The organism is Parabacteroides sp. merdae-related_45_40, from assembly GCF_001915675.1.
Map to the genome: position 1 here is coordinate 103,164 of NZ_MNQY01000047.1, position 20,490 is coordinate 123,653.

The window sequence follows — 20,490 nt, forward strand, 5'->3', positions numbered from 1 at the left end:
TTTTGTTATCCGTACGCCGTTTGTTTAACGACGTGGCAAAGGTAAGCTAATTTTTGACACTAGCAAATAATTGAAAGAGAAAATGCGTAAAAAATATCATTTAGATATATTAAGTTTGAAAAAACGACGAAATGTTATTCATCTCTATGCTTGAAACTCTTATAGATCGGAACGAACACAATGATAGCGGAGGCTACAAGGGCAAATATGACGTCGAAATTGATTGTTTCGCTGTATACAAGCAGCATGTAGCATAAGACACCCCATAGTAAGGTGATACATACGGCTTGACTATTTGTTATCTTTCTGCGTGCCATTGATTACATTTGTTTAGTTTGAGGAAATAAGCGATCCGAAGTAAATCACCAAAGCCAAAAAGACAGCTATGATGACGAATAGGATCATGATTTGTTTCTCTAAGGGATATTTTCGTAGAAAAGGGATATGACGTGCGAATCCGGCGACTTGTTCTACCGGTTCCGCTTGCTCGTCTTCCCGGGGCAGGTCGTAACCGCCTTCCTCCATGATCTTCATGGCTCGGGGAACGTCGCATTCCAGAATCTCCACCCGTGCGCCGCCTACGTCTACGTAACCGGCCATGATCTGGCTGCTTAACTCATTGCGGAGATAACATTCTATCCCTTCCGACCTCAACAGGGTCATCAGCGGTTGGGCATCCGCCGGATAGGTGAACCGGGCTATTTCTACGATCTTGTCCATGGTATTTGTTTTTCTGCAAATGTAAGTAGACAATCACGAATTAACCGTGTTTTTTATTGTAATTTACTTTTTTTATACGTGAAAATATGAAACAGTATGATTTAGCGGAGGGTATGCGGATGTATATAGCCCGATTGAGAGAGCAAGGACGTTATTCGTCCGCCAAGAGTTATCAAGATGCCTTGAATTCATTCCTGCGTTTTTGTGGGCAGGAGGTGATTCCTTATACCCGTATCGACCGGGAAATGCTTTTGAGGTATCAAGACTATTTGCGGGACCGGGAATGCTCGTGGAATACGGTGTCTACCTATATGCGTAGGATTCGCCGTGTGTATGGGTTGGCGATGGAGAATGGGGAGGCTCCTTTTTCCCGTTATTTGTTCAAGGGGATTTTCATGGGAGTGAAAAGCAAACAGAAGAAGGCGTTGCCTACGGAATCCTTGCGTTTGTTGATGACCGCTCCGTTGGATGATTCGGGGCTGCGGAAAACACAGCGGGCATTGTGTTTGATGTTCTTGTTTTGCGGTATGGCGTTTGTCGATTTCGCTCATTTGAAAAAGAGTGATATCCGGAGTGGTGTCTTGAGGTATAACCGCCAGAAGACGGGTACGCCGATGTTGGTCGAGATACAGCCTGTGGCCAAGGAGTTGTTGGCTGCGTTAATGACCGACACGCTTAGGGATTCTCCTTATCTATTCACTTTCTTGAGTGGGACGAAAACGGGTGAAGAGGCCTTCCGGGAATATACCTCTGCCTTGGCTGATTTCAACAGTTCCTTGAAGGAACTGGCAAATGCCTGTGGTGTGACGGAAATGGTTACCTCGTACTCAATCCGTCACTCTTTCGCTACGACCTTGAAGGAACAGGGTGTACCGATCGAGATGATCAGCGAATTGCTGGGACACCAATCAATCAAGACGACGCAAATCTATTTGAAGAGCTTCTCTTTGGATAAGATGTCTGCGGTGAACAAGGCTTGCTTCGAGAGCATATATAATAATGTATCAAAGGTGGGGTAGGCGATCGGCTACTTGGGAAGTAGCGTAATCTTCCACGCCGCAAATTTAGTAAAAAACACCGAATAACAAACAATTTTTAGGCTTTGTGTAGGCTTTGTTTGTTTTCTGAATTTATCTTTCTTCGATTTTTCGTTTCTATTCGTGGTGTATGGGCACGACAATGGAGACGAAACGACCTCATATTTCCTGCATCATCACGTCTCCCAAAAAAATCGTACGAACATCGTGTAGAGACGGGGCGTGCCCCGTCTCATCCCCTCAAATGGGTATTTTAAATTACTGCCAGACGGTGGGAGACGGAGCACGCTCCGTCTCTACAACTGGGTAATAATCATTTCCTATCTTTTACGCTACTTCCCAAGTAGCCGATCTTCCACGTCCCGATAGAAGAGATATTGACATGGTTTCTATTGCTTTAAAATTTTCGGGAATAGAAAAGAATGTTTGATTTAAGTATTAGATTATCAGCGTATTAATAGAATGTGCTGATATGGCATTGAAGTATCTATGGGTCATGATCTTCCCCCTTTACCATTGCGTGATGTCCACACCGTAAGATGGTATGTATTATCTCTTCCCGCTTGTCACAAAGGTCCAGCCAAGGGTTTGGAGAAGGAGTTAGATCGCAGGGTGCGTTTGGGCGAGCCTACGTTCGATTTTTTCGCCCCCTCTTTCGTGGAGATGCATCGCCGTGAGGGGCGTTTGGTGGAGACTCACCGTCCGTTGCTCTACAATTATGTGTTTATCCGCTCTTCTGTGTATGAGATCTTTCGTTTGAAACGAGATTTTCCCTTGTATAATTTCCTGCCTAGCGTGGATGGCCGTGGCTCATATCCTTTTGTCTCCGATCGTGAGATGGAAAACTTGCGTTGGGTGGCTCGTTCTTATTCGGATGAGCTTCCGGTGTATGTGCCGGAAGCGGGTTATTTGCGTAAAGGTGACCGGATACGCATCACGGATGGTCGTTTCAAAGGTGTTGAGGCAAGTGTAGTAATACAGCCCGGTGTTGGCGAGCGGGAGGTAATGGTATGCGTGGACAACTGGATGTGGGTTCCTTTATTGCGTGTTCAGCCGGGCGAGTATGAGGTGATCAGCTTGGCCGAGGAAGGCAAGCATGTATATACCCGTTTGGACAATTTCCGGATACAAAATGGTCTTCATGAGGCGTTGGGCCGTCATTGGGGGGATGGTGGCGTTACGGCTATAGATCGTGAGCTGGCGACCGAGACCTTGCGTGCCTATGGAGAGTTACAGCTGGATTCTGCCGTGATGCGGTGCAAGCTCTATTCTCTCTTGTTGCCCGCCTATACGATACTAGGGGACGAGGAGCGGCAAAAGTCGTTGATCGGAACGATCGTCTCGTTCTTACCCTTGATTCGTGCGGAACAGTCGTTGGCATTATTACTACTTACGCTTTATGGTTGTACGGATAGCAGTATCTATTATTATCGTGCGCACGAGTTGATCGATCCGTGGAGCCGGGAATCCTCCCCGAAGAAGAGTAAATTATCCTTGATCCGTCGGTTAGCCGACTACGACCGCTGGCTAAAACACGTGGGAATTGAAAATTAAAAATTCAAAACATGCCTTCTCTTCCTTCTGGCATACGCTTGGTTACGTTACTAAACGAGCATCTGAGCGAGATCATGGATCGTGAGCGCACGAACCGTACCTCGATCCATTTATATTGTACGGGTCCTTATTGGGTGGCTTTCGAGCGTTCTGCCTATCAGTTGTGTCTCACCTTCCCGGATAGCGAGATCACGCCGCTGCGCCTGTTCGCCTACCCGTTCCCGATCGTGATGGTGTCCGTGACGGATCGCTCGTTGCGTTCGTACGCCCGTAAACATATTTTGAGGCAGGACGAGACGGATTACGTGGTGCTGACCGTCCCCGAATCCTCCTTGACTGACTACCGAAGATGGCATGCCGGTGAGGTGGAGGGCTTGCCCCAGCTGACATGAACCAAAAATTTTATTCATGATGAACCTTTTTTCTAAACTCTCAACGTGGTATTTCTCAAGGAAAGCGTTGCCGTATTGGAGCATTATCCTGTTGGATTGCTTGGTGATCCTGTTTTCAGGCTTGCTGGTATATGCCTTGAATAACGGGATCTTCGCCACGATGGGCATCTTTTGGCACCTGTCGCTCACGTGGGGTGTTTGCCTAGTGCCTTATCTGGTGGGCTTTAGGCTGTTCCGTACGTATTCGGGCATCATTCGTTACTCTTCCTTCGTGGATTTGCAACGGGTGGGCTTCGCCGTGCTGTTCGGTGTGGTTTGCGTGGTGACCTTCCAAGAGTTTACGGATTTTTCGCCTTACTTGGTGTATATCCGTAAACGAGACCTTGTGCTATCCTCCCTGCTGGCGATGAGCTTGATGTGGGCGATGCGTGTGTTCGTGAAGTATTTCTACGTGACGACCTTTCGCCAGTCGAAGGCTGAGCGTGCCTTTATCTTCGGCGTGAAGCAGGGCGGTATCAGTTTGGCGAAGAGCATCCAGAACCAAGATCCCGCACAGTACGTGCTGGCAGGCTTCGTCTCGGAGGCCGGGAACATGCAGAATCGTATATTGATGGGAGTGCGTGTGTACCCTTTCGATGAGGAGCTGATCGATGCGATGCGCCGGGAGCGGGCGACGATCCTTTTCGTCTCCCCCTTGAAGAGCGACTCCATCCGGGAACAGCCGGATATGGTGGCCCGTTTGGCGGAGGCGGGGATCAAGATCTACGTGACCCCGGCGGCACAAGAATGGGATGGCAGGAGCGATTTGACACATACACAACTCCGGAAGGTTGAGATCGAGGATCTGCTTCCCCGGGAAAAGATAGAGATAGACATGGAGGCGGTGGGCCGCTTGCTTCGTGGTCAACGCATCCTGATAACGGGAGCCGCCGGCAGCATCGGTGGCGAGATGGTGCGCCAGATCGCCTCGTTCACTCCGGATCGCTTGATCTTGGTAGATCAGGCGGAGACCCCCTTGCACGACATCCGCTTGATGATGGCGAGGGATTGGCGGGATATCAACGCCTATACCTTGGTGGCGGACATCGCTAACAAGTCTCGCATGGAGGAGATCTTCTCGGAGCATCGCCCCGCCTACGTGTTCCATGCGGCGGCTTATAAGCACGTTCCGATGATGGAGGATAATCCTTGCGAGAGTGTGGGTAACAACGTGGACGGTACCCGTGTGATCGCCGACTTGGCCGTGAAGTATGGCACGAGGAAGTTCGTGATGATCTCCACGGACAAGGCGGTGAATCCTACGAACGTGATGGGTTGCTCGAAACGTATCTGCGAGATTTACGTGCAGAGCCTCGACAAAGCGATCAAGGAGGGCCATGTGGAAGGCGTGACGCAGTTCGTTACGACCCGCTTCGGCAACGTGCTGGGTTCTAACGGCTCCGTGATCCCATTGTTCCGTGAACAGATTGCCAAGGGCGGTCCCGTGACAGTGACGCATCCGGATATCATCCGTTTCTTCATGCTGATCCCGGAGGCCTGCCGGTTGGTATTGGAGGCGGGTACGATGGGTAACGGTGGGGAGATCTTCGTCTTCGACATGGGCAAACCCGTGCGTATCATCGATTTGGCGAAACGTATGATTCAGCTTTCGGGCGCCAAGAACGTAGAGGTCCGGTTTACGGGTCTTCGTGCCGGCGAGAAGCTGTACGAGGAGGTACTGAACGACGAGGAGATCACGCTGCCTACCTTCCATCCGAAGATCAAGATCGCCAAGGTACGGGAGTACGATTATGATACGGTTTGCCAAGATATAGATGAACTCGTCGGCCTAGGCCGCTCGAGGGACGATATGGCCATCGTGGGCAAGATGAAGGCGATCGTCCCCGAGTTCAAAAGCCGGCACTCCAAGTACGAGGTCTTGGATAAGGCGTTAGAAAGCGCAAGCACTGATGCCTAAGGCCCCGGCGATGGTGGTGGCTATGGCGATGACTACTTTGATGATTACGCTCCAAACGTTGGTTTTCTTCTTTTCACTCATTTAAATTTGTTTTATAAGGTTGATAATACGAAGTCTGTATCAATGAGCACGCCGAAGCGTGCCCCGTTATATCTCATCCGGGCTCTCGCTGTCCGAGGAGCCGTTCTTACCGGAGATATCCACCGTTGTCTTACCGGCCTTCTGGGCCTTGATGACGGCGGCTTGGGCGGCCCGGGTGGGGACGAGGTTGAACTTGAGGCCTTGGAAGATGACTTGAAGTTCCTCGCCGGGGACGAACTGGATGTTCACCCCCTTGATATAGTCGGAGGTGAACAGGTCGGCACTTGGCGCTCCCCCGGAATTGATCTGGAGGCGGAAGGCACCCAGATCGCCGAAATTCACCTGCTTACCGGCTTTCAGACCTTCCAGCATGCACTCGGTGGTGGCGATGAGCACGGCCGAAACGTCGGCTTGGTGCACCGTACATTTACTCGCTATCAGGGTAGATAGCTCTTTTAGACTGAGCTCGCCGTTGGTTTGCGCCTTGGCGTAGGCTTTCTTGGGTTCCTCTTTTTTCAACGGGTTGCCCATCATGGCAATGGAATAGTTTAATGACATAATCGTAAGATATTTTAAGTGATACATAAGGAACTTGGGGGATGATGAGTTGAGTCCTCACGCTTGATGACTTGGCTCTTCGTGCTCCTTGATTTAAGTCTTCGGTTTGAAAGACTTAGGTCAATTAGGCGACTTTTCTTTATCGATAACCTGACAGCGAAGGTTGCCGGGTACGTAAGAGATATGGATCCATCGGGCGCCGGGCTCTAGAATGAGCTGAGTGAACTCGAGTCCGCACAGCTCGTGCGTCTCTTGTATCAGTCGGAACAAGAGGCGATGATCATCTGGAGAGCCGGCTATCAGGTCGGCGGCGCAACCGAGGAGGTGGTGACTGTGCTTGGCTCCCCCGATAAGGATGTTCAATTCGGGGCAGCGATAGCCGCTACTGATGACGATGGGGCTGCCCCAGACCCGCCGTAGCGGGTCTAGTAGCATTTCCACTAGGATCGTGACCATCCTCCGGGCCACCGGGGTGAGGCTGTTGTCGATCCCGTCTCGCCGGGCCGTGGCGGAGTCTTCAAACTCTTGATAATTAAAGTAGCGCATAGGGGACAAGGTTGATGTTTTTGTTTCTGTAGCAAAGATACGATAGGCGGAAAGCCCGGATATACCATTTGTTTCCACCTATTCGCTCTAGGAGAAGAATTTTAGGGTTCCCCTAAAAAATCATAGAATATCTGTACTTGCTTCGGCGTGATGGAGCGATCTTTCGAGTGATAACCATGACGGATAAGGGCCTCTTTCAGTCCTTTCACGTCACGGATATATCGGTTCAACTTATGCAAAGCGTTCGAAGGGGTGCCTGTCAGGCAATATTGACGGGCGAGATCTATTTTTTTCATCTGTATTGAATTTTAAAATGACTATAGGAGAGTTTCAAGTTTCAAGGTTTCATGAACCCTCTTTCCTCACACACACGTACGTACATTATAAGGGTTTCAAGTAAATCCCTTTATGCTCGCCATGCAGGAGGGCTCCGGAGTCGCATAGTCGGCGTAGCCATGTCTTGGCGGTGTTCTTGGGGATGTTGGCATGCTCGGCGGCCTCCATCCATTGGACGGTGGTGAACTCGTCCGGCATGGAGCTGAGCAGACTGTCCTTTTCCGAGAGGCCTCGGCTGGTGATCTCGCCGGTAGGCAGGAATGAGAGGATATGGGTGGCGTGGAGGTAGAGCGGCTCCGCCATTGTCAGAAGGGCGGCGAAGTCATCGTCGGTGATATGGAGTTCCCAGCCTCCGATGATCTTGTCCTTTAGGTTGTCGCTGTTGATGCCTTGGGCCGGCAGCAGTAATTCCGGTTGTTCCAAGGCACGAAGCATGGCTACCACCTCCATGAAACGTACGAGGTTGATGGCGAGGCGTACCACGGAACTGTTCATCTCCTGCCCGTTGGATTGCCGGGCACGCAGGAAAAGACGTACGAAGCTGTCGTTGAAAGCGGCTTGTTGCCGCTCGTCGAGGCGCAAGGTGATGGTACCCCGGCACTTGAGCTGATCGATCGTGGCCTTCCACTCGTAGCCCATCCGGTGGAATTCCTTCTCGGCGTCTACCTCGTCGACGGAGAATTGGTCGATCCATTCCCGGATCTGCGATTTGTAGTAGAAGACCTCACGGCTGAAGAGCCCGTTCTCGCCCGAGGGGATAAGCGGCGCTACCTGTCCGGGCGTACCCGAGAGCACCATTGAGAGGAAGGTGGAGTCGCATTCCCGGTATTCGTTATCGGTCCGTCGGTTGAACGAGAGCCCGGCATGGTCGAAAGCGTTACGGAGCGTATCGCTCCAATGCCCGTAATCACCCCCGATAGCGGTGGTGATGGTATCCGCCTCGGTCTCGAAAATGATACCGGTGCCGTCCGAATCGATGATATTTTGCAAGATACCCGTCCCGGTATTGTTGCCGGAGATGATAAACATACTGTTTTTAGGCATCTGGGGCATCTCCATCTTGGCTTTCTCCTTGCCTAAGGCATGATAGGCCGCCAAATCTTGGCGGTACTGTTTCATCGCTAGGTCCACTTGTTGGCGGATCTCCCGGTGGATAGGCTCGATAAACTTACGCAGCCACGCCATGATACCCTTACCCGATGCGGGCGGAGCGATCACGAAGAGCTGGATACAGGGATAGATCCAATGCATCCCATAGAGGCAACGCACCGTCTTGCCCAAGGTGGCGCCTAGGGCGGTGAGAGCCGTGAGCAAAAGGATATCCCGCTGCTCGGCATTATCGGCGAAACCGAGGATGTCCCGTAGCAACGAGGGCCATGGATAGCCGGGTACCAGCCGTGGCAGGGAGGTGTAAGGCTCGCTGCCGATGTGGAGTGGGGCGTCGTTTGCCTCGGTTTCCCGATCGCTGGTCTCGTGGGCTTGATCTACCGTATCGGCTGTATTATATGTACTCACACGTGTGTGTGAGGAAAAGGGTTTCGTGAAACCTTGAAACTTGAAACCTATTTCCACGCCCGCCAGCTTGGCCAAGTGGAAAGCGGTGCCCAGATGGACATTCTGGTTTCCGGTGCGCAAGGCACTGGAGAAAAGCTTGTTGGCGTGTAGGGCGTTGAACTTGGGCGATGGCTCGCAGAGACTGATGAAGTCGCTACGTCCTGCCTCCCCGCAATCGGTGGCGATGGCGAAAGCCAATTGTACATACTCGGCGTAAGTGGGGGCGATGTCGGCATGGGCCGCCCGTACGGCTTCTACTAGTTTGGAAAGATCGTTGTTCATGGTATGAATATTTTAGCGTTAGAATCGTGAGACAAGAAACAGCAGCGGGCGATATCCTTGCCACAGGTATCCACCTCACCCTTGAAGGTGTCGGCATACAGGAGCTGTATGTAACTCATGGCCCATCGAACGGTCTCGTTTCCGGGTATGAAAAGTTTCACTCCCAGTCCTCCGGGGCTGACAAAGGCGAGGCGGGTCCCGAGATAGGGGTCCTCGAAGAGGTGGTCCCGGAGTTGTTCCGCCTCCTCGAGAGAGGCGAGATGGTCGATATCGACCACTACCAACCCCGAGGCGGAGATGAGAGCGTCGCTCTTACGACGGGAAAAAACGCCGTGGGGCGTTACGAACGGCAGTTGTCGCTGTTTGAGTTGGCGGTATTCCGCTACCCTGCCTTCCCGGATGAAGGTGCGTAATTCGTTGGTAACCGTTTCGAGAGATTTATCCTCGGTGATCCATCGGTACACTTCCCGTAGTGTACAGTTCCCGGTCGGAAGCGTGTTGGTGATGGGAGGAAGGAAGTAAGACATTTGTTGGTCCATATCAATAGGATTTCAGATTAATTTTCTAAAGCTATTGCTAATAATTGATTCTGCGTTTCAGCCTATAGGCTGAAATATTGGATGATTGTTTAATGAAAATTAGCATAGTATGAAGGAAAATTTAGATTTGAACCAGATTTTATTTGATGAGTTAGTGGAATTTCCACGTAAGCGGTTAGGAATCTCCATCCGTGAGTTTTGTGCGGAGGCCCACGTAGGCACCGCCACCTACAGCAAAGCGAAAAAAAAAGAGTATCAATCCCCAGAGTCTGACCCGCTTGGTACAAGAACTATGCGTAGAGATGGATGAACCGGAGTTCATGGGGTATGGGGCCGGGGCGCTCAAGGAGGTGTATAGGGCGATGAGGCGTGGAATAGAAAAATAGAGGGTTGAAAATTGATCGTTTAGGGAAATAACGTTATATTTGTCTTGACGAACCAATAAACAGAGACGAAGATGGAAGGGCGGCGATTATATCCGATAGGGATACAGACATTCTCCAAATTGAGAGAGGGGAATTATGTGTATGTAGATAAGACGGAATTGGTCTACCGAATGACACACGGCGCATCTGGTTATATATTCTTGAGCCGTCCCCGCCGTTTCGGGAAGTCGTTGCTTACTTCTACGCTCCATAGTTATTTTGAGGGGCGAAAGGAATTGTTCGAGGACTTGGCCATCGAGCGCCTGGAGAAGGAGTGGACAAGGTATCCGGTGCTTCATTTCGACATGAGCACGGCGAAGCATATGGACAAGGATCGGCTTCTGAGTGAGCTGGAGAGGAAATTGTATGGTTACGAGCAGATATACGGACGTGATGAGAGCGCTATTTATACGAACCAACGTCTGGAAAGTCTCATCCAACGTGCCTACGCCCAGACCGGTCAAAAGGTGGTTGTCTTGATCGACGAGTACGACGCTCCCTTGCTGGACGTGGTGCATGAGGAGAAGGAGCTGCCGAGGCTTCGCGACGTGATGCGTAACTTCTATAGTCCGCTGAAAGCCTGCGATCCTTATTTGCGTTTCGTATTCTTGACAGGTATCACGAAGTTCTCTCAATTGAGCATCTTCAGCGAGTTGAACAATATCAAGAATATCAGCATGCTCCCGGAGTACGCCGCCCTCTGTGGCATCACGGAGGAGGAGATGCGTGAGCATATGGGTGAGGGTATCGGTCGTTTGGCCGACAACCTCGGCGTTTCTCCGGAGGGTGCCTTGGGTGCCTTGAAATCGAATTATGACGGTTACCATTTCACGTGGCCGTCGCCCGATATATACAACCCGTTCAGCCTGTTGAACGCCTTGGCCGACAGTAAACTAAATTCCTATTGGTTCGGTAGCGGTACGCCCACCTATTTGATCGAGATGCTGAACAAGTATCACGTGAAACCCCAGCAAATAGGCGCACGCAAGGTTTTGGCAGAGTCGTTTGACGCACCCACGGAACGGATGGTCGATATTACGCCATTGCTCTATCAGAGCGGTTACATCACGATAAAGGACTATTCCTCGCTCACGAATTTGTACACGCTTGACATCCCCAATAAAGAGGTTCGTATGGGATTGATGAAAAGCTTATTGCCCAATTATTTGCATCAATACACAGCGGATGGACTTACTACGGTAGCCCTTCTTTTCGAGGCGATCTCTGGAGAGCGGATGGACGATGCCCTGCGTTTATTGCAGACCTTCCTGTCCACCATCCCCCAATGTGACAATACGGATTACGAGGGCCATTACCAGTCCTTGCTTTACACGATCTTCAGCCTGCTAGGAATGTATGTGGACGTGGAAGTCCGTACCCCGAAAGGCCGTGTGGATATGGTGATGCGCACATCGACAACACTCTATGTCGTGGAATTGAAGTTAAACAGGACCGCAGATATAGCCCTTGAGCAAATCAATTTGCGCAATTACCCGGAGCGCTTCGCCCTTTGTGGGTTGCCGATCGTAAAGGTTGGGATTAATTTTGATAGTGAGCGGCATACGTTGGGGGATTGGGTTATCGATAGTAATTTGTCTAAGTAATTATAAAAAACAAACGTTTTAGGTTCGTAACGGGTTTGAGGTGATAACTTCTTTTACCGGAAAAAGCTTGTGTTATAAGAAAAAATAAGTTATGCTCGTGATCGAATCGTAAGAGGAAAGATATGAATTCAGTTGTAGCATTCGGAAATATCTCTATGATATCCAATAATCCGTTTTATCCATTGAGGAATATTTTGGGGAGGAAAGGGATTTTATTGCTTACGAGTAAAATAAGTTGTTGCGTTGGGTAGTAGAACGTGAACTGGAGATTATAGGGGAAGCTACCAATCATTTTTTGGATATAGATCCGGATATACAAATTGATAATGGGAGGAGGGTCGTTGGTCTGAGGGACTTTGTTATACATGGTTATGATAAGGAAGATAATGTGATTATCTGAGGTGTTATCAGTAAGGACTTACCAAAACTTAAACAGCAAGTAGACTATCTTCATACGTTCATTTGAACCTGCAAGTCTTATGACCTACAACTAAAGAGTTGGATGAGTAGTGTCATCCGTGAAATGATATATGGCAATAATTACTATGAAGGTCTCCTAAATGGAGTTTATTGCAAGTAATACAAACAGAAATCACTTAATATAAAAAAACTATTATTCTATCTTGCTGGTAAATAGTAAGATGGGATAATTGAGTGCTAACATTGAAGGTGAAGAGAAATTCTAATTGTAGATAAACATGAACATTTTAGCAATTATTCCTGCAAGAGCAGGATCTAAAGGAGTTCCCAATAAAAATATCCGATTGCTTGGGCAGCATCCTTTAGTATATTACTCAATTAAAAATGCATTGCAGTCAAAGTATATTACCGATGTGATTATTTCGACTGATTCTAACCCTGTACGTATCATTGCGCAGCAAATGGGAGCGAAGGTGCATTGGCGTGATGCGGAGCTTGCTGGCGATGAGGTAACTCTCGATGCGGTTATCTATGACGCTATTCCGACGGATAAGCAGTGGGATTATGTCATCACTATGCAGCCCACTTCGCCAACTCTCACTGTTGGTACATTAGATAGTGCCATTGAATACGCAATAAAAAGCAAACTCGACACTCTTATCTCTGCAATCAATGCACCTCACCTCTCTTGGGGAGAAAAGGATGGAAAGAAGATACCGAACTATGAAAAGCGTCTTAACCGTCAGTATCTTCCACCATGTTACATGGAGACGGGTGCTTTTGTTATCTCAAAGGCAGATATCGTAACAGAGAGTACTCGTATTGGTGTAAATGTTGATGTTTACGAGATTCCAGAGCGAGAGTCGCAGGATATTGATACCTTCGCTGATCTCTGTAGTGCAGCTGCTTTACTTGAGGCTCAGAAGATAGCTATCTATGTGAATGGTAATAACAAGCGTGGTATTGGACACATCTATCGTGCTCTTGAAATCGCTGATGAATTCTATGTTAAGCCAGATGTCTACTACGATGTAAACCAGACAGATGTTAAGGTTTTTGGTAACACTACTCATAATCTTATCCCTGTCAATGGCATTGCGGAACTCTACGAGATCTGTAAACGTGAGCAGTACAGCTTATTTGTCAACGATATCCTCACTACGTCCATTGACTATATGATTGGTTTGCGTTCAGTTTTGCCAAACGCTAAACTTATCAACTTTGAGGATGATGGTGAAGGAATTCTTAAAGCTGACCTTGTTTTCAATGCACTTTATAGTGAGCATGCATTGCCTAATGTTTATGGCGGGGAGAAATACTATATCTGTGGTAAGATCTTTATGTTCTACGAACCAATCAAGATAAAGGAAGATGTTAATCGTGTATTCATTGCTTTTGGTGGTGCTGACCCGCAGAACTACACAGACCGTTTGCTTGACATCATCTCTAAAGATGAGTATAAGAAATATGAGTTTGTTGTAGTTGTTGGGCGTGCTAAGTACAATGTTGATGCTTTACTTGAGTATAATAAGTATGAACATATTCAGGTTCTTTATGATGTTAGCAATATGCCTGAACTCATGTCTTCCTGTGATATTGCTATTACTTCTCGTGGACGCACAGGTTACGAGCTTGCACTCCTTGGCATTCCTTCAATCGCAATGGCACAAAATCAGCGTGAGGAGAAGCATGGCTTTGTTTGCAATGAGAATGGTTTCTCGTACATTGGTCTTAACCCAAGCGATGAAATTATCGAAGGTATTCTCAAAATGTATATGAATCTTTCCAAGGAAGCACGAGAGAAGTTACATGGAAAACTTCTCTCGCACAACCTTCGTGATGGCCGTAAGCGTGTGATGTCGCTTATTCGTGGATTATAAACAACATACTCATTTGTATTATGAAACCTTATGTAATAGCAGAAATGGGTGTCAATTTCTATGATACCGCTAAGAAACTCAACATCAATCCGCTCGAAGCAGCAAAGATGTATATCGATGCTGCAGCTGAAGCTGGTATTGATTGTGCTAAATTTCAATCATATAAAGCTGGCACTATCGTATCTAAGAATTCGCCAGCTTATTGGGACTTGACAAAGGAGCCGACAAAGACCCAATATGAGTTGTTTTTAAAGCATGACTCTTTTGGTGAATGTGAGTACCGTGAGCTTTGTAAATACACTCATGACAAGGGAATGGATTTTACATCTACTCCTTTCGACTATGCTTCAGCTGACTATCTTTATGACATGGTAGATTTCTATAAAATCTCATCATCCGATCTTTCTAATTTGCCATTTATTCATCATATAGGAGCAAAAGGTAAGCCTGTTTTTGTGTCTGTAGGAGCAGCTTATCTTTCGGAATGTGATGAAGCTATTCGTGCGTTACAAGAGTCAGGATGTAAAGATATCGTTGTTTTTCACTGTGTGTTATCATATCCTACTAATCCTAAAGATGCAAATCTTCGTGTAATTGATACATTGAAGAAGACATTTCCATCCGTTCGTGTTGGATTTAGTGATCATGTGGCCCCTGATGACAATATGATGACTCTTGCTGCAGCTTATTTATTGGGAGCAGAGGTTATCGAGAAGCACTTCACTCTCGACAAGACTCTTCCTGGCAACGACCACTATCATGCGGGTGATCCAGAGGATTTCAAAAAGGCTATTGCCAACTTCCAATGGATTGACAAAATACTAGGTAATCCAGAGAAGGTTGTTCTCGATTGTGAGCAGGTTCCTCGTCGCGAGGCTCGTCGCTCATTGGTGCTTACTCGTTGCATGAAAGCAGGCGAGATTATCAAAAAGGAAGACCTTATGCCAAAGCGTCCGGGCACTGGTATCGCTCCACGTTTTGAAGATATTGTTATAGGTCGTAAAGTACTTGCAGATCTAACAGAAGATACCATCCTTACATGGGATATGATTTAATATTTTGCAACAGAAGGTTCTATTCTTTTTGTTTCAACTGATAAATCTAGATTATATAAATCTATAAGATTGTTTTAGGAAGGAGATAGTTCCCTTAAAATAGCCTTCATGATAGTAACGAACGTGGAATGAAAATGCCTACTTTATTCTACATATTAATTGAATCAGGTAAGGAGTATAATATACACTAGAATAGCATAGTGGAAACAATTGAGTGCTTACATTAGAAATAATATTAATTGATATGGGAAAATTATTATTTACCAATAATCAGGATTGGGAAAATATTCTTAGAGGTATTTATTCCAGAAATGAATTAAATAAAAATTATAGTTCAAATGGACTAACTTGTTATGCGAAGCGATATGTAGACAGTGAAAATTGTTACTTTGATAATGACGGGGTAGTTGCGATTATAGGTACTTGGGCGTATTTAAATGATGATAATCCCTTTAATTTGAATGTAATCTATCAAGATCTCAAGTCAGAAGATAAAGGTGTTGATTATGTAAGAAAATATTTGATAGGTTCTTATGCTTTAGCTTATATTCAAGATAATAAACTTAGAATATTTGTGGATGAGTGCCATACATACGCTCTTTATTATTATATAGGTAGAGAAGGTGTGGTTGTTACTAATACATATTATCACGTAGAAAAAGTTTCAAAACAAGAATTCGACGAAACTGTTTTTGCTACAATGCTTGCGAGTGTTGGACTGTGTAGCAATAGAACTCCTTTCAAAAATATATATAGGTTACTAGAAAATGAATATATCGAATACGATTTTGCTATCCATCAGGCAATTATAAAAAAGTGTGACGTTCATACTACATCCTATTCCTTTGGCTCAATGGAGGAGGCCTTGAAGGTGTTAAAGGATGAAATAGAATTGCAGACTACAGTCCTTAATAAAAGAGTGCATAAAAAATTTCTCTTTGCTACGGGAGGATTGGATTCTAGAGTAAAACTGGCTTTAGATCTATTCCATAGTAAGGAAGTTATGATTGGATATTGGAAGGGTGAAGATTCAATTACAAATGGAACTTTACAAGATGCGAAAATTAATGAACTTTTAGCTTCTGAGTTTTCTTTAAAAACTAAAATATTCGATGTAAGTCAGCATTTTAGAGAGTGTTTGAGAACTATAGATGAAGATGAATTGGATCGATATGGTGAATACATTAGCATTTATGCACATAATCAAAAATGGTTGACTTTGTTTGATGATTTACACAAAGAGAATATCGATGAAGTAGAATTTGGAATGGATACAGATCTTTTAAGAGAAATAGGAAGTCTGGATGATTCATTTGATGAAGATTATGATAATTCGAAATTTGCAATTAAAGGCTGCTTGAGAGGAGGCTTATTTAATTATGTTTTTGATTTACCTAATGTGTGCAAATTGATCTGTGATGAAATTAAATTGGTAAACTTAGATTCACAGAATGATCTAAAAACTAAATATGCTAATCTCTTTAATTATTTTAGACATGATATGGGATGCTATTTTTCAAATATGTTGAATGAAAGTTTCTTCTCATATCCTCTTTTGCACAGTAAAAGAATATGGGATATAATCTATAATATTCCATATGATTATCGAGAAGATAGTAAACTTTCATTGCGTCTAATAAATAGTTGGTGCCCTATGCTGTTGAATATACCAGTGTTTACTCATCATCATTATGGTATATATAATCGTCAGAAGGGGGTGTTGAAGAAGAATTGGAGATATTTATTGCTATTGAGAATTAAGCCCTATGTCTTAAGATCAAAGCTTTATGATATTTTATATGTAAAACTTATAGAACCGGTTTATCGTCCGCAGAATAAAAATAATGAGATCTTGTTTCAAACGAGTGTTGCATCGCTTCAGAGTTCTGAATCCTTTATAAAGAGTGGAGTTCGTTTTAGAAAAAATTTAATTGGTAAAGGATTTGATATGGCTGCTTTATGTACCATAGTGGCAAAGTGCAAGTTTGTTGATCAAGTTCTTAATGTGGTGAGAAAGTAAAGTTCTGCAATGGGTACTAGATATAATATATTAGGTCTGTTACGTTCTCCTTCATCCGTATATGTAATCTTTCGATATGGGACGTATATAGTTCAATTCTTGAATTCCATATTATTGGCAAAAGCTCTAGGTGATATCAAATATGGAATATATAGCTTTGTCTTTTTGATTATGCAATATATGTCGTATTCAAATCTGGGAATTAATGAGTCCTTGAATACGGAATATGCGGTAAGTAAAGATAGTGATAGATGTAAAATATGGAATACGTCATGGGCATTGAATTTATTGATAAATACTTTTCTGTTCATGGTGTTTGCTTTTTTAATTTCAATAGTTTCGCTATTTAGTCGCTATGAGTTCGATTCATATGGTATGTTATTGCTAATGACATGTATCGTAATTAATCTGTCTCGAATTTATATAACATATTATAAACTACATGGAAAGCTGATTAAATTGAATATCCAACAGTTCCTTCCTCATTTTGTACTACTTGTATTGGTGTTAATTATGTGGAATAAACTTACTGTTAGACAGATTGTTGTTTCTTATTTGATGAGTAATGTGATAGCATTGATCATTTTTAGGGTGGATTTGCCCAATCCTCCTTCCTTTCAAATTGATCGATCGATCGCATCTGTTTTGTTACGTAGGGGTATTACTCTATTACTCTATAATTTGAGTTTTTATCTTCTTACGTTAGTGGCATCATCTTTAGTAAGTTCTTATTTTTCTTTAGAAGAGTTTGGGTGTTACTCATTTGTTAATACCTTGATTCATGGTATAATTATGGCTTGTGGAGCATTTTTGTTCATATTCTATCCTAAAATATTGAACAGACTCTATAGTTGTGATGAAGATAAGGCTTATGAGTTGATAAGCAGGATAAGAGGTGTTTATATTCTATTTATAGATTTGGTGTCTTTATTGTCTATATTTGTTGCGGTTGTTTTGTCCTATTTGTTACCTCAATATAGAAATGATATCACTATTATATTCCCTATTCTTATTTTGGGGCAAATAATTATGAGTTCTACTACTGGGCATTCAGCTTATCTGCTGTCAAAAAAGAAAGAATTCAGATTAGTTGTTTTTGGTTTCGAATCTGTTGTGTTGACGCTGGTTTTGGGAATCTTATGTGGTGAATATATCAATTCATTATATGCTTTGTCGTTGGTTGTTCCTATTAGTTCTTTGTTTTATACATTCATGACGACTCGAGAATCTTTAGCAACCATGAATAAGAGTCATGCGATAGCTGATGTGTTGAAGGAGATATTTGCGCTGAAAAAATGGTTTCCTTGTGTACTTGTCTTGATTTATGCTTTTGTTATTAACCAGTGGCATGTTATTTTGATTGGAGTAGGTATATATCTTTTTATTAATTATAAAAATCTAAGGATTTCAATCAAGGAAGGTGTAAGGATAATTTCTGATAGAAATTCTCTTCTGGTTTAGGAACTAACAATTTCTTTGTGAAATATAAGTATGTTGATAAATAAAAGTAAATTTCAGGGTGATATTTTGGTGTATGCTTACATGATCTTGTTAATTATGACAAGAATACTTCCGAATATTTCATCAATTAATGCTATAGTATATGCCTTGTTTTGTTGTTTGTACTTTTTTTTACTGAAACATTCATTCTCTTTCTGTTTGAAAATATTGCCTATTTTGTTGATAATTTCTATTTTTTCTTATGCTAATGGGAGTGGTATGTTGTATATTCTTATTGATGTTTCAATTGCTTATTTTATTCTTGCATCTATTCTGGTATATGATAGCACAACTCTTGTTTGTCAGAATTTGAAATTGCTTAATAAATTGTCTTTTATCGTATTCATATTGAGTTTATTTGCAATGCTGTTTCCTGCTAACTATATTGACATAGGTGGAGATATTCGTTTTATTGGTTTTTTTAAATATGGTAATCTTTCTGCAAGTATAGTCTCTATATTGTGTGTGTTATATTGGGAAACCTTTAATTTGCTGTATAAAAATGCAAAAAGAAAGACAGTCGTTCTATTCTTTTTAATATGCTTTTTTGTTTCTTACATATTTGTATGTAAAACCCGATCGTTACTATTCTTTTTGCCTTATTGGATTTATCAAATATATCTCTTTTGTGGAAAAAGGATTTTCTTTGCTATGTCAGTTTTTGGTGTTGCGCTTGTTTCTTTTTCACTGTTCGATGAGTTGAAAGTTGTTTTGCGCATAAATGAAGATGCCTCTTTTTTAACAAGAGAATCTTTGTCTATATTTTTATTGGATGGAATACGAGAAAATTATTTCATTTTTCCTCATGGAGCTCGTAAGTCTACTGATTTCTTTCAAACTTTTTTTAATGATGAATCATTAACCCCTCATAATGATTTCCTGCGTTATTATTATGATTGGGGATTTGCTTTTTTATTATTGATTCTATTTATGTTCAATGATTTAAAAAAGAGAAAATGTTTTAATTTTGGATTTATTTTCATATCATTAGGATACTGCTCTTTTGCTTTGCATAATATGCTGTTTTTGCCTTATTTGCTTCTTCCTTATTTGTTTATATTGATTATAAAAAAACAACCAATAATTAGATTATGAATAATTCGTCAGATAAAATACTGGTAGTGGCACGAAAATATAATGATATTTTTTATGCCATTTCTACTAGTGAATGGAGTCAATGTTCAAAGCATTACCTATTAATGATTACAGATCGCTTAGATCAGAATGAGTATCCTATGCAACATTTGTTTGATAAGGTCTGGTCTGTTCATGCAGAGTTGTCGCATGTAGCAATTCTTAAGCAGGTTTTTATATTGAGTAGGATTTTAAATCAGCTAGACTATAATCTCGTTACTATTTCAAATATAGTTACTGTTGCCAATTTGTATATTTTGAATCACACTAAAACAGCAAAGATCATCATGCTTGAAGATGGGTTTATGAATTATTACAATTTTGTCCCTTCAAATAATCGTATAAAGCGATTGCTTATGAAGCTGTTATTTATTAATGTTGATCGAGTCTATAAGAAAATAGGAAGTTGTTATTTGTTAGAACCTAATCGTGCAAAATATTATTTTGGATTAAAAAAGCAGTTACGTATAGATGCAGATCACATTCTCAAATCAGTTCCCTTAAGTATGAATTTAGAAGGGAAGTCTATATTTGTGGGACAGCCATTGTATTTAATGAATAATATGAGTGTGGATGAATATTCTACTATAGTCAATAATTGTATATCACAATATGCAATTGATTATTACTTGTCTCATACCATGTCTTCGAAGAAAGAGAATGTTGTTTGTCAGCATATTGATATGTCCAGTTTACAATTAACACTTGAGGTTTTATCTTCTATATATAATATGAAAATATACTCATTCTCTTCTTCTGTTTTATTTACAACAAAACTGATTAATCACAAAACGGAAACATTTGCAGTTACTCATCCAAAAGTTGATACTATAAAATCAGACAATATGATTTATGATTATGTTAACGGATTTGTTTCTGTGAATTAACTGATTATT

At 43.3% G+C, this 20,490-nt stretch carries 21 protein-coding genes; 13 read left to right on the forward strand and 8 right to left on the reverse strand.

The window, feature by feature from the left end; all coding sequences use genetic code 11:
• Positions 1–134: 134 nt before the first annotated feature.
• Positions 135–317: a hypothetical protein gene (locus tag BHV83_RS07040; RefSeq protein WP_005868546.1), complete on the reverse strand. Its 183-nt coding sequence runs from the start codon at positions 315–317 to the stop codon at positions 135–137.
• A 13-nt stretch (positions 318–330) separates the two neighbouring features.
• Positions 331–720, reverse strand: a complete 390-nt coding sequence (locus BHV83_RS07045; RefSeq protein WP_227713739.1) for a putative signal transducing protein — start codon at positions 718–720, stop codon at positions 331–333.
• 86 nt (positions 721–806) lie between these two features.
• Here BHV83_RS07045 and BHV83_RS07050 point away from each other — a divergent pair, with 86 nt between their 5' ends.
• The 4 genes from BHV83_RS07050 to BHV83_RS07065 all read left to right on the forward strand — a co-directional run bounded on the left by BHV83_RS07050 (position 807) and on the right by BHV83_RS07065 (position 5,660).
• The gene (locus tag BHV83_RS07050) at positions 807–1,739 is read left to right on the forward strand and encodes a tyrosine-type recombinase/integrase (protein ID WP_005858747.1); all 933 of its coding nucleotides are present in this window, start codon (positions 807–809) and stop codon (positions 1,737–1,739) included.
• A 507-nt stretch (positions 1,740–2,246) separates the two neighbouring features.
• Entirely contained in the window at positions 2,247–3,311 is a 1,065-nt protein-coding gene (nusG, locus tag BHV83_RS07055; protein ID WP_286757085.1) for a transcription termination/antitermination protein NusG, read from the forward strand.
• An 11-nt stretch (positions 3,312–3,322) separates the two neighbouring features.
• Complete coding sequence (locus BHV83_RS07060) at positions 3,323–3,703, forward strand: hypothetical protein (RefSeq protein ID WP_005868553.1); 381 nt, start codon at positions 3,323–3,325, stop codon at positions 3,701–3,703.
• Between the two features lie 16 nt (positions 3,704–3,719).
• Entirely contained in the window at positions 3,720–5,660 is a 1,941-nt protein-coding gene (locus BHV83_RS07065) for a polysaccharide biosynthesis protein (RefSeq protein ID WP_012056183.1), read from the forward strand.
• Here BHV83_RS07065 and BHV83_RS07070 read toward each other — a convergent pair.
• The 6 genes from BHV83_RS07070 to BHV83_RS07095 form a co-directional block, all read right to left on the reverse strand.
• On the reverse strand, positions 5,634–5,741 hold the full coding sequence (locus BHV83_RS07070) for a smalltalk protein (protein ID WP_022193190.1): 108 nt from the start codon (positions 5,739–5,741) through the stop codon (positions 5,634–5,636). The two genes, BHV83_RS07065 and BHV83_RS07070, sit on opposite strands and share 27 nt — an antisense overlap.
• A 66-nt stretch (positions 5,742–5,807) precedes the next feature.
• The gene (locus tag BHV83_RS07075; RefSeq protein WP_005868556.1) at positions 5,808–6,299 is read right to left on the reverse strand and encodes an HU family DNA-binding protein; all 492 of its coding nucleotides are present in this window, start codon (positions 6,297–6,299) and stop codon (positions 5,808–5,810) included.
• A gap of 120 nt (positions 6,300–6,419) precedes the next feature.
• The gene (locus BHV83_RS07080; RefSeq protein WP_008779379.1) at positions 6,420–6,845 is read right to left on the reverse strand and encodes a D-Ala-D-Ala carboxypeptidase family metallohydrolase; all 426 of its coding nucleotides are present in this window, start codon (positions 6,843–6,845) and stop codon (positions 6,420–6,422) included.
• Positions 6,846–6,946: 101 nt separating this feature from the next.
• Positions 6,947–7,141: a DUF4248 domain-containing protein gene (locus BHV83_RS07085; protein WP_005868558.1), complete on the reverse strand. Its 195-nt coding sequence runs from the start codon at positions 7,139–7,141 to the stop codon at positions 6,947–6,949.
• An 85-nt stretch (positions 7,142–7,226) separates the two neighbouring features.
• Complete coding sequence (locus BHV83_RS07090) at positions 7,227–9,017, reverse strand: DUF3987 domain-containing protein (protein ID WP_122246334.1); 1,791 nt, start codon at positions 9,015–9,017, stop codon at positions 7,227–7,229.
• Entirely contained in the window at positions 9,014–9,556 is a 543-nt protein-coding gene (locus BHV83_RS07095; RefSeq protein WP_195392977.1) for a BT4734/BF3469 family protein, read from the reverse strand. The genes BHV83_RS07090 and BHV83_RS07095 overlap by 4 nt, the downstream gene beginning before the upstream one ends.
• Before the next feature lie 109 nt (positions 9,557–9,665).
• Between BHV83_RS07095 and BHV83_RS07100 the strand changes: the two genes are divergently transcribed.
• The 9 genes from BHV83_RS07100 to BHV83_RS07135 all read left to right on the forward strand — a co-directional run bounded on the left by BHV83_RS07100 (position 9,666) and on the right by BHV83_RS07135 (position 20,481).
• Positions 9,666–9,866, forward strand: a complete 201-nt coding sequence (locus tag BHV83_RS07100) for a hypothetical protein (RefSeq protein WP_005868570.1) — start codon at positions 9,666–9,668, stop codon at positions 9,864–9,866.
• 147 nt (positions 9,867–10,013) lie between these two features.
• Positions 10,014–11,585: a PD-(D/E)XK nuclease domain-containing ATP-binding protein gene (locus BHV83_RS07105; protein ID WP_217772970.1), complete on the forward strand. Its 1,572-nt coding sequence runs from the start codon at positions 10,014–10,016 to the stop codon at positions 11,583–11,585.
• 238 nt (positions 11,586–11,823) lie between these two features.
• Positions 11,824–11,985, forward strand: coding sequence for a ribonuclease HepT family protein (locus tag BHV83_RS21715; protein WP_334257881.1), 162 nt, complete (start codon positions 11,824–11,826; stop codon positions 11,983–11,985).
• Positions 11,986–12,283: 298 nt separating this feature from the next.
• Positions 12,284–13,885 carry a cytidylyltransferase domain-containing protein gene (locus BHV83_RS07110; RefSeq protein WP_009017046.1) on the forward strand — a complete coding sequence of 534 codons (1,602 nt, stop codon included), beginning with the start codon at positions 12,284–12,286 and terminating at the stop codon, positions 13,883–13,885.
• Positions 13,886–13,905: 20 nt separating this feature from the next.
• Complete coding sequence (locus tag BHV83_RS07115) at positions 13,906–14,940, forward strand: N-acetylneuraminate synthase family protein (RefSeq protein ID WP_009017047.1); 1,035 nt, start codon at positions 13,906–13,908, stop codon at positions 14,938–14,940.
• Between the two features lie 244 nt (positions 14,941–15,184).
• A complete protein-coding gene (locus BHV83_RS07120) occupies positions 15,185–16,960 on the forward strand; it encodes a hypothetical protein (protein ID WP_272057433.1) in 1,776 nt (591 codons plus the stop codon).
• Between the two features lie 9 nt (positions 16,961–16,969).
• On the forward strand, positions 16,970–18,421 hold the full coding sequence (locus tag BHV83_RS07125) for a lipopolysaccharide biosynthesis protein (RefSeq protein WP_286757098.1): 1,452 nt from the start codon (positions 16,970–16,972) through the stop codon (positions 18,419–18,421).
• Between the two features lie 96 nt (positions 18,422–18,517).
• Positions 18,518–19,555 carry a hypothetical protein gene (locus tag BHV83_RS07130; protein ID WP_270620653.1) on the forward strand — a complete coding sequence of 346 codons (1,038 nt, stop codon included), beginning with the start codon at positions 18,518–18,520 and terminating at the stop codon, positions 19,553–19,555.
• A gap of 26 nt (positions 19,556–19,581) precedes the next feature.
• Entirely contained in the window at positions 19,582–20,481 is a 900-nt protein-coding gene (locus tag BHV83_RS07135; protein ID WP_147425512.1) for a hypothetical protein, read from the forward strand.
• Positions 20,482–20,490: the final 9 nt, after the last annotated feature.

What these genes read in the sequence shown, in the direction of transcription:
- BHV83_RS07040 (WP_005868546.1), bottom strand. Translation starts at nt 317, where the DNA reads ATGGCACGCAGAAAGATAACAAATAGTCAAGCCGTATGTATCACCTTA.
- BHV83_RS07045 (WP_227713739.1), bottom strand. Translation starts at nt 720, where the DNA reads ATGGACAAGATCGTAGAAATAGCCCGGTTCACCTATCCGGCGGATGCC.
- BHV83_RS07050 (WP_005858747.1), top strand. Translation starts at nt 807, where the DNA reads ATGAAACAGTATGATTTAGCGGAGGGTATGCGGATGTATATAGCCCGA.
- nusG (WP_286757085.1), top strand. Translation starts at nt 2,247, where the DNA reads ATGGGTCATGATCTTCCCCCTTTACCATTGCGTGATGTCCACACCGTA.
- BHV83_RS07060 (WP_005868553.1), top strand. Translation starts at nt 3,323, where the DNA reads ATGCCTTCTCTTCCTTCTGGCATACGCTTGGTTACGTTACTAAACGAG.
- BHV83_RS07065 (WP_012056183.1), top strand. Translation starts at nt 3,720, where the DNA reads ATGATGAACCTTTTTTCTAAACTCTCAACGTGGTATTTCTCAAGGAAA.
- BHV83_RS07070 (WP_022193190.1), bottom strand. Translation starts at nt 5,741, where the DNA reads ATGAGTGAAAAGAAGAAAACCAACGTTTGGAGCGTAATCATCAAAGTA.
- BHV83_RS07075 (WP_005868556.1), bottom strand. Translation starts at nt 6,299, where the DNA reads ATGTCATTAAACTATTCCATTGCCATGATGGGCAACCCGTTGAAAAAA.
- BHV83_RS07080 (WP_008779379.1), bottom strand. Translation starts at nt 6,845, where the DNA reads ATGCGCTACTTTAATTATCAAGAGTTTGAAGACTCCGCCACGGCCCGG.
- BHV83_RS07085 (WP_005868558.1), bottom strand. Translation starts at nt 7,141, where the DNA reads ATGAAAAAAATAGATCTCGCCCGTCAATATTGCCTGACAGGCACCCCT.
- BHV83_RS07090 (WP_122246334.1), bottom strand. Translation starts at nt 9,017, where the DNA reads ATGAACAACGATCTTTCCAAACTAGTAGAAGCCGTACGGGCGGCCCAT.
- BHV83_RS07095 (WP_195392977.1), bottom strand. Translation starts at nt 9,556, where the DNA reads ATGGACCAACAAATGTCTTACTTCCTTCCTCCCATCACCAACACGCTT.
- BHV83_RS07100 (WP_005868570.1), top strand. Translation starts at nt 9,666, where the DNA reads ATGAAGGAAAATTTAGATTTGAACCAGATTTTATTTGATGAGTTAGTG.
- BHV83_RS07105 (WP_217772970.1), top strand. Translation starts at nt 10,014, where the DNA reads ATGGAAGGGCGGCGATTATATCCGATAGGGATACAGACATTCTCCAAA.
- BHV83_RS07110 (WP_009017046.1), top strand. Translation starts at nt 12,284, where the DNA reads ATGAACATTTTAGCAATTATTCCTGCAAGAGCAGGATCTAAAGGAGTT.
- BHV83_RS07115 (WP_009017047.1), top strand. Translation starts at nt 13,906, where the DNA reads ATGAAACCTTATGTAATAGCAGAAATGGGTGTCAATTTCTATGATACC.
- BHV83_RS07120 (WP_272057433.1), top strand. Translation starts at nt 15,185, where the DNA reads ATGGGAAAATTATTATTTACCAATAATCAGGATTGGGAAAATATTCTT.
- BHV83_RS07125 (WP_286757098.1), top strand. Translation starts at nt 16,970, where the DNA reads ATGGGTACTAGATATAATATATTAGGTCTGTTACGTTCTCCTTCATCC.
- BHV83_RS07130 (WP_270620653.1), top strand. Translation starts at nt 18,518, where the DNA reads ATGACAAGAATACTTCCGAATATTTCATCAATTAATGCTATAGTATAT.